This is a genomic window from Bacteroides sp. AM07-18, assembly GCF_003602695.1.
Lineage (GTDB): Bacteria > Bacteroidota > Bacteroidia > Bacteroidales > Bacteroidaceae > Bacteroides > Bacteroides uniformis.
On sequence record NZ_QTLM01000008.1, the window covers coordinates 43,276 to 58,426 of the forward strand.

Sequence of the window (15,151 nt, forward strand, 5' to 3'; positions counted from 1 at the left end):
AAATCCACAGTAGGTATTCCACAATTTCCCTCTCTTCCCTTGAAGTCTTGTTGTCGACCCTTATTGGTAGCCTTGTTCATCGGAGGTATGCTCTATCACTACAATAAAATCTGGTGCAGTTGCAGTGGTTGCATTTTTTTTCAGGGTGGGAGTGTTTTTGACCTTTATCCGGGAAGGATTACTCGAACGAAAGAGCTATCAGCCTGCGGTTTGTGAGATTGATATTAAGCCAGTATAAATCAGAGAATTACTTTCAAAATGTGACTACTATGGTTACTGTGGCAAATATAGTTATTCTTGATGGAAGAACTGCATGTTTGGCGTAATAAGTATCTATGTTTGGGAGAGAAAGGATAGGGAGGTACTCTTACTTTTAGGAAATTAATATCATGTTTGCACCTTATTTGTTTCGTGCAAACATGATATTAATAAATCTTAGTGGTTTATTTTACTTCCCACGTATCATTCGTCATCAATAACTCCTCGAAGTTGTGATACTTCTTCTTGGCAGACACCTCTTCGATTTGTTCATGAACAGCATCGTCGTAAGTAGGAGCTTCCACATCGCGGATAACACCGAGTGCAATCGGGAAGTCGGGACCTTCCATCAGGGCAAGCTTCAGTTGCAGGGTGTTGTCCATGCAGTGGGCATCGTGGATGAGGATATCCTTCTCTGTAATGCCGTTCTCACCGAGTTTCACGACTTTTAGACCAAAGCCTTCCTGCATCAGTCCGTATTCGTTGTTCTCGCCGAAGAGCATTGGTTCGCCGTGTTTCAAGTAGATAGCATTCTTGGCGCGGTCTTCCTTTTTGGCTACGGAGTCATGCGTACCGTTATTGAAGATAACGCAGTTTTGCAGAATCTCGCAAACGGAAGCCCCTTTGTGAGCCATGGCTGCCTTCAATATTTCCACTGTCCCCGGAGCATCGGTAGCTACCGCGCGGGCAAAGAAACGGCCGCGGGCACCGAAGCAAAGCTCTGCCGGGTGGAATGGATCTTCTACCGTACCATAGGGAGACGACTTGCTGACGAAACCACGTGGAGAGGTCGGAGAATATTGACCTTTGGTCAGACCGTAGATGCGGTTGTTCAGCAGAATCATGTTCAGGTCGATGTTACGGCGTACGGCGTGGATGAAGTGATTACCGCCGATGGCCAGACCGTCACCGTCGCCGGAGATTTGCCATACCGTCAGGTTGGGATTGGCAACCTTGGCACCTGTAGAGATGGCAGCAGCACGTCCGTGGATGGTCTGCATCGCATACGTATTCATGTAATAGGGCAGACGGCTGGAGCAGCCGATACCTGAGATGACGGCATTCTCCCAAGGAGCTTTGCCGATTTCTGCCATTGCTTTGTGCAGTGAAGCCAGAAAGAAGTGGTCACCACAACCCGGACACCAACGGGGTTGTCCTTTTTTATAGTCTTTTGCTGTATATTCGCACATAATCTTTTTTAATTGATAGTTGATAATTGATAGTTGATAATTGGTGGCTGGTCATTGATAATCCGCATATTACGCATGGTTATTATCAATTGTCAACTGTCAATTATCAATTAATTTATTGAACGCTGCGACCAGCTCGGCAACGACGAACGGTTGTCCTTTGACTTCGTTGAACTGGTACGGGGTGAAGTTGTCTATCTTCATACGTAGATAACCTGCAAATTGTCCGAGATTCTGTTCGGCAACTACCACCTTCTTGTACTTCTTCAGAACGGTTTCCGTGTTCTTGGGGAGCGGATTCAGATAAGTGAAGTGGGCGAGGGCAACCTTCTTGCCTGCCTTGTTCATCTCTTCCATGGCCGAATACAAGTGGCCGTATGTGCCGCCGAAACCGACAATCAGCAAATCGGCATCGTCTGCACAGCCTTGCACTTCTACATCAGGTACGGGGATTTTGGCAACCTTCTCGGCACGCAGGTGGCACATCAAGTCATGGTTTTCGGGATCGGTGGAGATGGCACCGGTATTGCTGTCTTTCTCCAGACCGCCGAGGATGTGCATATAACCTTCTTGTCCGGGGATGGCCCAATAGCGGACACCTGTTTCGGGATTGCGTTTGTACGGAGTATAGTTGTCCTTCATTTCGGAAGTCACGTAGGGAGGGGTGATGGCGGGATAGTCTGCCAGTTTGGGCAGCTTCCAGGCGCCGGAGCCATTGGCTACAAAGCCGTCGGTCAGCAATACGACCGGGGTCATATGCTCCAGTGCAATTTTGCTTGCCATGTAGGCTGCGTCGAAACAGCTTGTGGGTGAAGAGGCGGCAATGACGGGCATTGGGCTTTCACCGTTGCGGCCGAACAATGCCTGCAACAAGTCTGTCTGCTCTGACTTGGTGGGCAGACCGGTAGAAGGACCGCCACGTTGCACGTCGAGCACAACCAGCGGAAGTTCTGTAATGACTGCCAGGTTCATGGCTTCCGATTTCAGGCAGACACCGGGACCGGAAGTGGAGGTCACAGCCAGCGCACCTGCAAAAGCGGCGCCGATAGAAGTGGCGCAACCGGAAATCTCGTCTTCGCACTGCACGGTCATCACGCCCAGAGACTTGTGCTTGGAGAGTTCGTGCAGTACATCGGTTGCCGGAGTAATGGGATAGGAGCCGAGGAATAGCTTCAAGCCAGCCTTTTCAGCTGCGGCGATGAAACCGTAAGCAGTCGCTTTGTTCCCCGTGATATCCATGTATCTGCCGGGAACGGTGGTTTTGCTTTCAATCTTATATGTGTGGGCTACGGAAGCATGGGTGTTGTGTCCATAGTCATATCCTGCATGGATGACCTTGATGTTTGCTTCGGCAATTTCGGGCTTTTTGGCGAATTTCTCGCGGATGAAATCTTCGGCTATCTTCAAGTCGCGGTTGAACAGCCAGCATACCAGGCCTACTGCAAACATATTGCGGCATTTCAGCATGGATTTGTTGTCCATTCCGGTGTCGGCAAGGCAGTCTTTCACCATCTTTGAGATGGGGGCGGCGATGACATCCTGCTTAATACCCATTTCCTCTATCGGATTATCGGTCTTGAAAGCGGCCTTTTCCAAATCTGACTTCTGGAAAGCATCTGTATCGATGATGATGCAAGCAGTGGATTTAGCAAACTTATATTGGGTTTTCAGTGCGGCGGCGTTCATCGCTACCAATACGTCGCATTTGTCACCCGGGGTATAGACTTTCTCTGCACCGATATGTACCTGAAAACCGGAAACACCGGTAAGTGAGCCTTGCGGGGCGCGGATATCTGCCGGATAGTCGGGGAATGTACTGATATCATTGCCCACGGTAGCCGAAACTGTTGAAAAGATGTTGCCGGCGAGCTGCATACCATCGCCGGAGTCTCCGGAGAAGCGGACTACCACTTGCTCCAGTTCTTTGACCATCATGTCGTTTGCCATAACTTACGAATTACTATAGATTAATTTTTGGGGGTTACTGTATTCTATCACTGACCGACAAATTTCGTAAAGTTAATCGGATTAACAAAACTTTTTTCGGAAAATCGACAGAATACATTATCTTTGCATCCGCAATCTACTGCAATATGCAGAATCTATGCAAAAGCCCTTGTAGTTCAACGGATAGAACAAGCGTTTCCTAAACGTTAAATAGCAGTTCGATTCTGCTCAGGGGTACAAAATAACAGATTTAGATAGTGTGGAGTTTCCGCAGAATCCGCAAAATAAGGCTACTTTTGCAGTAAGATGTTCTACAAATAAAGATATGGCTACATTTAAAGCGGAGGTTTTTTCGGTCCAATTCATCATCCATTACTGTCCGGTAAAAAATGAGCGAATAGCCTATAGCTATCCGCTCAGAAGTTATCTTGGTATTTTTTTCATTCGAACGTATTGAGATTTTGATAAAACATAAATAAGTTTTTATTCTGCTATAACTAACTCCTGCGAATGTTCTACTTCCACGCATTGACCTTTCCATTCAAGGGTAGCGTGGACTCCTTCCGGAAGCACAATCCGGGCATGCAAGGTTTGGCCCGTCTTTAGGTATGCTACAGAGATGCTACCCAACGGATGGGGTATGGAGCCTGATGCCTCCGACAGGTGACCAAGAGCAGGAGTCAGACGAACTTTGGCAAACCCCGGAGCGGCAGAGTGAATGCCCAACAACATACGATAGAACTCGATATTGAGATGGGCACTCCAGGCATGACAGTCGGAGCGCGACGGTTCGGGATTTTCTGCCCAGGTGGTGAGCCCGATGGCAAGCTGGTCTCGCCAGGGCTGCAGGGTATCGAGCAAGCGGTTGGCCATGCCGACCTTATCCATGGCTTGCTGTACGAAATAGCGGAAATAGAAAGTGGCTTGGATGAGTGTAGTATCATCAAGCATCTTGCGGCACACCTCTTGCGCTTCGTGTTCTTCAAGCACCTCAGCCAGTATGGCCAGGGCATTGACGTGTTGTGAATAAACATCGTGTTCAGGAGTATCGGCCAACAATCCGCGCGCGCTGTTCCAGTATTTGACTTTGATGGCGGCGGTTATCTGACGAGCTAAATCATGGTAATAATTTCCCAAAACTTCTAAGCCGAAAGCCTTTTCCATAGCGGCCTGTTCGCGCAGTGCCATAACAAACACCAGATTTTGATAGGCCGAGCTGCCGTCTTGACCGTAGTTGGGTTCTCCATAGTCGAAACCCATGGCCCAATCGGCAAAGAACCAATGGGGCATACGCGCCAGACTCTTGTCGGTCCGCAAGTATTCCTCGTAGCAGCCTATGATGTGACGAGCGGCGGGCAGGTATTGACGGAGCCACTGATGTCCGTCGCGCATCATCCAGTAGTCGTAGAGCATACCTATCCAACTGAGCGAATAGGAGGATATCATCTGTGGCGAGGCCGAAGGGTAACGGCTTTGTGTCAGCCCGTCGGCGGTCATCGACATGCGTCCCTGCTCGATGGCGTGCCGGGGCAGGAGTGTGTCGCGGGTGTTGTACAGGGTGAGCATGGCCTGAATCCGGGCGTCGCCAAAATATTGAAGCTGTTCGTAATAGGGGCAGTCCATATAGGTTTCGTTGGCACAGAGGCGGGCGGTGCGCCAGCCTATCTTCTCCATTTGCTCCAGTTCCCGACCTGCGCGCAGGTGACTCTCCTTCTTTAGCGGATAGGCCGTGAAGGTGGCTCCCAGGCATTCGATAGTTAATGCTTCGTCGGCTGTTTCCACCGTCAGTTCCAGATAACGCCAGGTACGCCACCAAAGTGTAGTCGTCTGCCGATGCGTACCCCCATCCATCAGGAACTGGTCTTTCACTCCCATCATAACTTTGCCTGTTGTCTCATCGCGATGTGGTTTGGTGGCATGCCAGATGTCGGGCATATCGGGATTGAACAGTGCCTCGGCGTAACATACTTCCACACTAGCCCCCTTGCCGCCTGAAGTGGTCAGGTGGAGATAGGCATTGGTGAGCGAGTCGCGATCAATCAATACCGACGTTCTTGTATGTGGAGCAACGGTCAGTGGCAAGTTGATATCGCCTGCCGACACCTCGCGCATCTCCATTTGTGGTATGGAGCGAGGCACAAGGAGGCGGCCTCCACGGTCGCGTGTACCCTTGTCGGCTGCCGCATCCAGGTTCCGGGCTTGCTTCCAATCGAATCCGGGGGCTTCTTGCTCTGTTTGCCATCCCCAGGGGTAGTTGTTGGCGTCAAACCGCTCACCGCGGTCGGCCGCATAGTAGCCGGGCACTACAAAGTCGTCGAGCGATGAATAGGATTCGCCCGTCAGCACCTGCCAATTCCAATCGGTGTTGAACACCGGGTCTGCTCCGTCGGCACATACCAATAGGGCAATCTCGTTGGTTCCCATTTGTGCCATCGGACGCTTCTCTCCATAGTTCCATACTACGGCTGCCAGGGTGTTTTTCCCTTGGCGAAGGTAGGGTGCGATATCCACCGTTTCGTAATTCCAGTTGCTGAGATCGCTGCGCGCCGGTCCCAGAGAAACAAGTACTCCATTGACAAAGAGTTTATACCTATTGTCTGCCGATACGCGTATCAGGTGCGCGTCGGGCACCGTGTTTAACTGCGCGCTTTTACGGAAATAGGCGACACGCAGATCCGCGCCCGATTTTTCTGCGTGGCAACCAATCCATACAGCCGGCCATACAGACGCGTCGCAGGATAGTGCCAGGCAAAGAGAAAATAAAACGAAAACACTCTTCTTCATATTCATCAGTTATCAGGTATATTTTCTTCTTCCCAGGTATAGTCTTCCGTGCAGTGGATGTTCACCGACTGGTCTCCGCAGGCGATATTGAATTCGCCAGCCTCGAGTGTCCACTTCTTGCCGGTTCCCATAAAGGCGAGGTCGCTTGCCTTGATGCGGAAAGTTACTGTTTTGCTTTCATCCGGGGCGAGTACAATCTTCTCGAACCCGCGCAGGCGGCGATTGTCGGGCATGAGCGAAGCATAGAGATCGGAAGCATAGAGCATTACTGTTTCCTTGCCCGCCATGGCGCCTGTGTTTTTTACATCGACTGTGAAAGTGAGCACATCGTCTTTCGTGAAACTATTCTTATCGGCACGGAGGTTGCTGTAGGTATAGGTGGTATAGCTCATACCGGCTCCAAACCACCACTGTTCGTAGGTCTTGGCATTATAGTCGTATACACCGCTGATGGTCTCGCGCACTTCGCTCGCCTTATAGTCGTAGTTGACCATTGCATTCGGCTGAGCGCTGTAGGTATATGGCAGACGGCCGGAGAAGTTTTCATTGCCCGCTAAGAGTTCGGCCAGCGCATCTCCTCCATAATTGCCAGGCAGCATGGTGTGTACTACGGCCTTTGCCAAAGGTTCGATGTCGCTGATGGCGCGTCCGCGCGACTCGTTCAGCACCAGGATGATGGGCTTGCCCGTAGCAGCCAGTGCCTTCACCAGATTTTTCTGATTGGTACTGAGATTGATATCGGCAATGTTGCCCCGGGTCTCGGCGTAGGTATTCTCTCCGATGCACACTATCACATAGTCGTTGTCGGCAGCAGCAGCCACGGCATCGCCGATATTATCGGCATGATCCATTGCCCAGCGTTTCGAGTCGTAACTCACGCCCTCTACCAATGTCACATGATTGCTTCCGAACTTGTTTCGCAGGGCTTCATAGATGGTATTGAAATGCCCGGTAAATTCCTCGCGGTCGGCACCGTCGCCCTGCCAGGTATAGCTCCAGCCGCCGTTGAGTGTACGCATGCTGTTGGCATTAGGTCCACATACCAGCAGTCGGGTGCCTTGCTTTATGGGCAATAAGCGACTTTGGCTGTCTACAGAGTCGTTCTTCAATAAAACGATGGATTCCAATGCGGCCTGCCGGCTGTATGCTGCAAACTCCTCACTACCGAATTTGGGATAATCTTTAGCAAAGGTGTTAGGCTGTTCGAAAAGTCCCACCCGGTGTTTCAGGCGCAGGATGCGTCGCACGGCATCGTCAATGCGTTCCATGCTGACGCCACCCTCTTCTACCAGTTCTTTGAGTAAGCCGTTGTAAGTGAATTGCGAGGGAACCATCATCATATCTACACCGGCATTGATGGCTAGCCGGATTGCCTCCTTGGCAGTAGGGACCACGCGGTCGCTGGTAACGGCTCCATCGATGTCTCCCCAGTCGGTTACCACCATTCCGTCCCAGCCAAGCCCTTCCTTGAGCCAGTCGGTGATAAATTCCCGGTTGACCGTGCCCTTCACTCCATTTACGTTGGAACTGTTGGTCATGATGCTTAAGGCTCCTTCCCGGATTCCCCGCAGAAAGGGCGCAAACTGCTTCTCGCGCAGTTCCTCGTAGCTCAATCTGGCCGGTGAACGATCCAGTCCGTTGTATGGTGCTCCGTAGGCAAAGTAATGCTTTAGGCAGCCTGCCACGTGGTATGCATCGATATGGTTAGGATTATCACCTTGCATGCCGCGAAGAGCGGCTGCCCCCATCTCGCTGGAGAGGAATACATCTTCGCCAAATGATTCATACTGCCGACTCCAGGCTTGCATTCTGCCGAGGTCGATACACGGGCCGTAAATCCAGGGTACATTACAGGCACGAGTCTCGTAGGCCACTATTTCGCCCATCTTATATACAAGGTCGCGGTTGAAAGTGGCCGCCATGTTGATGGCACCCGGGAAAAGCGTACCACCGGCGGAGTAGGTGGTGCCATGCATCTGGTCGAGACCATACACGGTGGGGATACCGAGATGTTTTATTGACACATTCTGAATGGTCTTTACCACCTGATTCCACATAGCAGGGGTCTGGGCGGTAGTTTGTGGCGCATTGAGAATGGAGCCGACTTTATATTTGCCCACTACGGAATCGAGCGCCGCCTCATCCAACCGGAAGGGAAGCTTCGACTGGATATCGTTGGACACCCAGTAGAGCCTCATTAGCTTTTCCCTGTTTTGCTTATCTTCGGGCGTTGTCAGTGCCAACTGGGCTGCATTGTGCTGCTTGTCGAGCCCAAAGCGGCGTAAGGTGTCGGCAAGTTCCTGCTCCGACATCCGGGCAAGCTTCTCCACGACGTAACGCGGGTCTCGATAGGTAATCATGCCTATCTCCAGTTCCACCATCTGCCCGATTTTCTCATCGAGGCTCATCTGCTCCAACAGTTTCTCTATCTTGGCTTCTATGGCGGCATCACGTGGCAACATGGGCGGTTGTTGCGCCACAGTGCTCCCGTAAGCCAGCAAGAAAAGTAGGCTAAATAAATATCTCATAGGAATAAATAATCTTTTATAATTAGAAATTGGTCAGCGCCTGAATACTTTCCTGATTCCATTTCTTTGTTTGGAGATCATAGAGGCCGAACAGCCCGCGGTATGCCCAGATGTGGCTGCTGAATCCGCGCAATTGGAACTGCTCTTGCATGAAGGAGAAGTAGCGGTTCATCGATTGCTGGTCGGCTTTGAGGCAGACACCGTATTCGCCGATGTTGAGCGGACGACTGCTCTGTTCGCTCCAGCGTTGGCAGAAGTCGAGGTCGCGAATAATGGGCGCCTTCTCATTTTCGGTTCCGTGCCACTCTACCTGATGTCCTACCATCGCACTCGGCACATACTCCAGATTCTGATGGGTGAAGGTATGAGGCAGGTAGTAGTGACCCTGAACGATGATATTCCATTCGTTTTCCGGGAATTTTAGTTCGCCCAGTGTCCAGGTCTGTCCCAGATTGGGAGTGCCTATAATCAGTGTACGGCCCGGGTTGGTCCGGCGGATGATGGCAATGAGTTCGGCATGCAGCTTGTTCAAACCATCGGCTCCAAGGCGCATGTTGGGTTCGTTTAGCAAGTCGAAGAAGAGCATGTCGTTGGGGTAATCCTTGTAATGCTCGGCAATCTGTGTCCAGAGCGACTTAATTCGGTCGAGGTTCTGTTCCCATGTGAGGTCAGGGTCGTCTTCGCCCATATTGATGGCCGGGTAGTAGTGTTGGTCGATGGAGACAGCGAGGTTGTTTTTCAAACACTGCTCAATGGTCCAGTCCATCTTTTGGAAGAAGTCCGCATCGATGGTATAGGGAGCCTCTTTGGCGCAGTGCTTCACCCAAGTCGTCGGGATACGTACGCTTTGGAATCCGGCTTCGGCAATGCCCTGGAAATCAGCTTCGGTCATGGGGGCATCGTTACCATCTACGGGGTTGGCATCCACATATCCATTCATGTTGAGCCCTCTACCCAGACGCTTGTTCCGTTCGAAGGGAATAGCCGCCTCTGCCGGAGCCTCTACCTTGGTGTCGAGCACGGAGATTACCTTGGTGGGATCCCGATAAAGATCCAGCATCAGATTTCCATGTGTCGAATTGGCATCTTCATACTTCTGCGGACGGGGAGCATACTGTTCCGGACCGAACACGATACCAATCTGCAGATGGTCTGCGCCATCGAAGAGGGCGATACCGCGATTCTCCATACCCATCTTAAGGTCGAAATGATAGCCATCGGCCTGGGGGGAAACTACATAGCCCACGGTCATGTTGGCAGCGGAGTTGGCCTCGCTGCTGATGGTGATGGTGCTGTCTTCGTTGAAGTGGACTACGCTGCGACAACCGTACTGCGAGGCATACCAAGTGCCGGTAAACGATGGTTTTTGGGTTTTGCCGGTGGTGCAGCCAACCAGCAACGCTACCGAGAGGAGTAAGAAAAGTATTTTTTTCATGATTATATTTTTTCAGTGTTAATTTTCAATTTACAGTCAGTTTTGCTTTGTTTACATGCTGACTATCATGTCCAATCATTATCTCGAAGTCGCCTGGCTCAACGGTCAGTTGCAACGCATGGTTGTAGTACTCCAGTTGCTTGCGGCCAATCTCAAACGATACGGTCTTGCTCTCGCCGGCTTTGAGACTGATTTTCTCGAAACCTTTCAGCTCCTTCACCGGGCGTGAACTGGTGGCATAGATGTCCCTTACATAGAGTTGTACCACCTCCTTGCCATCCCGTTTGCCGGTGTTGGTCACCGTCACCGATGCCTTCACCTGACCGTCGGCAGTCATCTCATTGTTTGATAGTGTGACGTCGCTGTATTCGAAGGTCGTGTAGCTCAATCCGTGCCCAAAAGCATAGAGTGGCCCGTGGATGCAGTCGAGATAGTTGCTGTTGAAGCGAGAATAGGCTGCACCATCCTGATGCGGACGTCCCGTGTTCTTGTGGTTGTAGTAGATAGGGCACTGACCCACGTTGCGCGGGAAAGAGGTGGACAGACGGGCACTCGGATTGACATCGCCAAAGACCACATCGGCCATGGCACGACCTGCCTGGTCGCCCAACGACCATGTATAAAGTATGGCATCGGCCAGCGGTTCGGTCTCGGTGAGCGCCAGCGGTCGGCCGGCGGTCAAGATGAGAATTACCGGCTTGCCGGTAGCCTTCAGCGCTTTGAGAAGTTCTACCTGCGGGAGCCCCAGGGTAATGTCGGAACGTGACACGCCTTCGCCGTTCATGTTGTTCAGCTCACCCAAGGCAGCCACCACCACATCGCTCCGGCGGGCCAGGGCCACAGCCTCTGCCACGAGTTGCTCGTTTGGACGAGTATGTACAGGTTTGATGACCTGTCCCGGCTTGTAGGCGCCCAGATATTGGTTGACCATATCTTGTTCCAGTTGCTTGTCTTCAAGCACCCAACAGCCTTCGGCGTATGTAACCGAACCGCCATGACCTGTTACAGCTTCTTGCATACCTTCCAAAAAAGTTACACAGCCATCGGCAAACCTGGAGAAGGACCAACTGCCCTGCATCTCTTTGGCTGCCACCGCAAACGGACCCACCAGGGCAATCTTGGCCGATTTGGAGAGAGGCAGCACATTGGCTTCATTCTTGAGCAACACCTGGCATTCTCTGGCTATCTCACGGCTGAGCTGACGCGCCTCATCGGTGTGAATCTCGCGCTGGTAACGCTGTAGATTCAGGTAGCGATAGGGGTCTTCAAAGAGTCCCAGCTTGTATTTGGCTTCCAACACCCGGCGACAAGCCACCTCAATATCTTTTTCCGATAAACGTCCCTGCTTGACGAGGTTCTCTAGATTGTCCATATAGGCACTTCCGTTGAGGTCCATATCTACCGAAGCCTCTATGGCCAGTGCAGTAACCTCCTCAATATCGCCTATGCCGTGGTTCACACATTCGTTGATGCCTTCATAATCGGAGGTGATGAATCCCTTGAATCCCCATTCTTCGCGCAACAGGTCGTTGAGCAGATAGCGGTTGATGTGTGCAGGGATACCCTCGAAATCGTTGAAAGAAGCCATAAAACTGCCGGCACCCTCGTAGGCAGATTCACGATAAGGTGGAAGGAATCCGTTAAGAGCCTCCTGGCGTCCCATGTTCACAATGTTGTAGTCGCGGCCACCCTCTACCGCTCCATAGAGCGCATAGTGTTTCACGCAGGCCATTACCGTGGTATTGTCGGCAAGGTCAGTACCCTGATAACCGCGTACCATTGCCTTGCCAAGTTCACCGCACAGAAAAGGGTCTTCTCCAAATGTTTCAGCAATGCGTCCCCAACGGGCATCCCGGCAGATATCCAGCATCGGCGAATAGACCCAGTTGATGCCGGAAGCCGTAGCCTCAAGGGAAGCAGCGCGGGCTCCCCGCTCTATCAGTTCCGGATTCCATGAGGTGGACATAGCTAGCGGTATAGGCTGCACCGTTTGCAAACCATGAATAACATCGTAGCCGAACATCAGTGGAATGCCCAGGCGACTCTTCTCTACTGCCAGTTTCTGTGCTGCCAGCAGATCTTCTGCCACATAGCTGCCATACATGGCGCCAAGTTTGCCATCGACTATGAGTTGTTCGCGGCTGTCGTTATCGTCAGATGCGTTGCCCGATACAAACGAAGGCACCGCCAGAAGATTCAACTGTCCTACCTTTTCTGTGAGCGTCATCTTTGCCATCAGGTCATCGATAAACGCATCCATCTCTCCATTAGCAGAGGGAGGGGGAGTATAACTGGTCAGAGTCAATACTCCACATGCTAAAGCAATCAATTTGCTATATTTCATCATATTCACTTAAATTTATTATTTAGAGTTCTAAAATTGTAGAGGATTCACCACTCCACATTAGACTTTGTTAACGACTCTTAAGATTGTTAATTATCAATAGTTTTCATCTCCGAAAAGTAAACTGTGCGCAATGGCATAGTGTGAGCATCACCGATGAGACAGATACTATCAGTAAGGCGAATATCGTTGGATGCTGCACCAACTTTTATAATGAAATCACCCTTTTCTATAGCCCATATTCCATCATTATAATAACCCAATTGTTGCGGTGACATGATAAAGTCTATTTTTTTAGTTTCGCCCGGCTTAAGTGATACTCGACCAAACCCGGCGAGTTTAATGGGTTTCAATGGTTGACTTGCTGAAGTAGGTGATATATATATCTGTACGATTTCGTCACCTTCGCGCGACCCGGTATTAGTCACATTGAAGGAAATATTGAATAACTCATCAGTCGTGAAAACTGATTTGTCAACTACTAGGTCTGAATAATCAAAAGTAGTGTAATTCAGTCCGTACCCGAAGTGATATTGAATACGCTCATCAGGAGTACTGGAATAATTATAGCAGATGTTTTCGTTAAGTTCTACTTTTGGATAACTCACACTCAACTTTCCTGATGGCGCAACATTACCGTAAATAATATCGGCTAGAGCATTACCCCCTTCTTCACCGGGGTACCACGCCTGAATCACGGCTGCACATTTATCCGCAAGGTCGCCAATAACCTGTGCACGCCCACCGAACATAACCAATACAACAGGCTTACCTGTAACTATTAATTGTCTGACAAATTCCTCTTGTTTTCCTGGTAACCGTAAACTTCCGCGGTCTCGATTTTCTCCACACAGTAAAGTATTCTCCCCCATTGCAGCAATGATTATGTCGCTATTGGCAGCTAACGAAAGCGCTTCTTTAGCATCTATTTTCTCATCGCGGGCTATATGGCGATTCTTATCGAGCCATATTGCACGATCATCCCCGCCTTTTGAAATGGATGTCTCAGTTTTGTCAACCCAATCCACACCACAGGAATAGTTCAAAGTGCATCCATCTGGTAGTTTTTTTTCCAGACCTTCTTTCAAAGTTATAATCTGATTATTTGTGTTTCCGGTATTAATGCCTCGCCAAAAATAGTGCAAGCCTTGATATGTGTAATCGCCAAGCATAGCCCACATTGTGTTGGCATTAGGTCCCACAAGAGCTATCTTCCTAGGATGTTCGATAGGGAGGATGTTATCATTCTTAAGAAGTACTACTGATTGTGTAGCAAGTTCATAAGCGGTTTGACGCTCCTCGGCGGTGTCGAATTCTATATCGCCTTCTGCACAGAATGCCGGATTTTTATCAAACAGACCCACTGCAGCTTTTAGCCTCAGAACTCGTTTGACAGCGCCCTCGAATGTCGCCTCACTAACAAGTCCTTGCTTTATTGCTTCGGGAAGGTATTGATAATTGTCACGGTTTTGAAATTCCACATCGTTCCCAGCATTTATGGCAGCCACTCCACGATGCAACGCATCTTCTTCTGTGTCAATCTGGTTAATCGAGCCATAGTCACTTACTGTTATGCCGTCAAATCCGAGATAATTACGCAAAATATCCTGCATAAGATATTTATTGGCAACGGCTTTCACACCATGGAAGTAGTGATAACCGGTCATTATCACTTTACTACCCTTAGTTCGAATCATTGTTTCGTGAGGCAAGAGTATTTCTTCAAAAAGTTCTTTTCTCCTATCGGTATTGCATCCGCCACCATAGCCCAAAAAATGTTTTGAACATGCCGCGACTCCACTTTTCATCCCTCCGTCCTGCAAACCTTCAACAAAAGCAGAACCCATAGCAGCACTTAGATAAGCATCTTCGCCATACGATTCCTCCAAACGGTTGAAATATGGATTCCGAATCACATCCACCATAGGTGACAACGAAAGCATGCCTCCGATTTTTCGCATGCTGATAGCAGTTTGACGAGTTTTTTCTGCAGCCAGGTCAGTATTGAACGAACATGCCAAACCAATTTGCTGTGGGTAAACCGTTGCTTCTTTTGCAGCAATACCTGTTATGACTTCTTCATGAAATAAGGCCGGTATTCCAGTTGGTGTATTCTTCACCAGCCACTCCTGCACTTGTTTTACCATATCGCGAAGCTCTTCGGGTCCATCTAACGAATTGCTGGCATACTGAGCAAAATGTCCTATTCCGTTAGGAATAAGTTCATAGCATCGGACTGTATCAAGCTGATTGTTTTTGTCGAAAAGTTCCGATAGATACATGCTCTGAAGTTGAGCTGCACGTTCATCCATACTCATGCGTTGATATATGTTATCGATTATCTTCTCGGTAAACTCATTTGACAACGGTATTTCCTGTGCTTTGTGTCGAAAGAAAACGGATGTCGATTTATTATCAGAGGCACAACCAGCCAGAATCAACGCTCCACATGCTAAAGCAATCAATTTATTGTATTTCATTCTATTGTCAAAAATGTTTTGGAGGGGTTATCGCTCCGCATCAGGCTTTAGAATGGCTCACTTACTGTTTATGCCTAATTCCTAATACCTAAATGCTTTATTTCAGATTAATGAATCCATTTCTGCTTGAGCGAGCGATAACTCCCATCTATTTTATATACTGTAAATTATGTACTATCGGGTAC

Annotated in this window: 7 protein-coding genes and 1 tRNA gene; 1 reads left to right on the plus strand and 7 read right to left on the minus strand. The window is 49.7% G+C overall.

From position 1 onward, the window contains the following. Positions 1–443: 443 nt before the first annotated feature. A complete protein-coding gene (locus tag DW096_RS11520; protein WP_005834397.1) occupies positions 444–1,448 on the minus strand; it encodes a 2-oxoacid:ferredoxin oxidoreductase subunit beta in 1,005 nt (334 codons plus the stop codon). 99 nt (positions 1,449–1,547) lie between these two features. Continuing rightward, a complete protein-coding gene (locus tag DW096_RS11525) occupies positions 1,548–3,395 on the minus strand; it encodes a 2-oxoacid:acceptor oxidoreductase subunit alpha (protein ID WP_057256557.1) in 1,848 nt (615 codons plus the stop codon). A gap of 165 nt (positions 3,396–3,560) precedes the next feature. Between DW096_RS11525 and DW096_RS11535 the strand changes: the two genes are divergently transcribed. Beyond that, positions 3,561–3,632, plus strand: a tRNA-Arg gene (locus DW096_RS11535). Positions 3,633–3,878: 246 nt separating this feature from the next. Here DW096_RS11535 and DW096_RS11540 read toward each other — a convergent pair. The 5 genes from DW096_RS11540 to DW096_RS11560 all read right to left on the minus strand — a co-directional run bounded on the left by DW096_RS11540 (position 3,879) and on the right by DW096_RS11560 (position 14,966). Beyond that, complete coding sequence (locus DW096_RS11540) at positions 3,879–6,179, minus strand: alpha-L-rhamnosidase C-terminal domain-containing protein (protein ID WP_070101232.1); 2,301 nt, start codon at positions 6,177–6,179, stop codon at positions 3,879–3,881. A 5-nt stretch (positions 6,180–6,184) separates the two neighbouring features. Continuing rightward, entirely contained in the window at positions 6,185–8,707 is a 2,523-nt protein-coding gene (locus DW096_RS11545) for a glycoside hydrolase family 3 protein (RefSeq protein WP_057256555.1), read from the minus strand. Between the two features lie 22 nt (positions 8,708–8,729). Beyond that, complete coding sequence (locus DW096_RS11550) at positions 8,730–10,142, minus strand: glycoside hydrolase family 5 protein (protein ID WP_057256554.1); 1,413 nt, start codon at positions 10,140–10,142, stop codon at positions 8,730–8,732. Positions 10,143–10,167: 25 nt separating this feature from the next. Beyond that, positions 10,168–12,489: a beta-glucosidase BglX gene (gene bglX, locus DW096_RS11555; protein ID WP_057256553.1), complete on the minus strand. Its 2,322-nt coding sequence runs from the start codon at positions 12,487–12,489 to the stop codon at positions 10,168–10,170. Positions 12,490–12,575: 86 nt separating this feature from the next. Continuing rightward, positions 12,576–14,966 carry a glycoside hydrolase family 3 N-terminal domain-containing protein gene (locus tag DW096_RS11560; protein ID WP_057256552.1) on the minus strand — a complete coding sequence of 797 codons (2,391 nt, stop codon included), beginning with the start codon at positions 14,964–14,966 and terminating at the stop codon, positions 12,576–12,578. Positions 14,967–15,151: the final 185 nt, after the last annotated feature.

Bases quoted from the DNA above. Each gene is read 5' to 3' on its own strand.
- DW096_RS11520 (WP_005834397.1), bottom strand. From the start codon at position 1,448: ATGTGCGAATATACAGCAAAAGACTATAAAAAAGGACAACCCCGTTGG.
- DW096_RS11525 (WP_057256557.1), bottom strand. From the start codon at position 3,395: ATGGCAAACGACATGATGGTCAAAGAACTGGAGCAAGTGGTAGTCCGC.
- DW096_RS11540 (WP_070101232.1), bottom strand. From the start codon at position 6,179: ATGAAGAAGAGTGTTTTCGTTTTATTTTCTCTTTGCCTGGCACTATCC.
- DW096_RS11545 (WP_057256555.1), bottom strand. From the start codon at position 8,707: ATGAGATATTTATTTAGCCTACTTTTCTTGCTGGCTTACGGGAGCACT.
- DW096_RS11550 (WP_057256554.1), bottom strand. From the start codon at position 10,142: ATGAAAAAAATACTTTTCTTACTCCTCTCGGTAGCGTTGCTGGTTGGC.
- bglX (WP_057256553.1), bottom strand. From the start codon at position 12,489: ATGATGAAATATAGCAAATTGATTGCTTTAGCATGTGGAGTATTGACT.
- DW096_RS11560 (WP_057256552.1), bottom strand. From the start codon at position 14,966: ATGAAATACAATAAATTGATTGCTTTAGCATGTGGAGCGTTGATTCTG.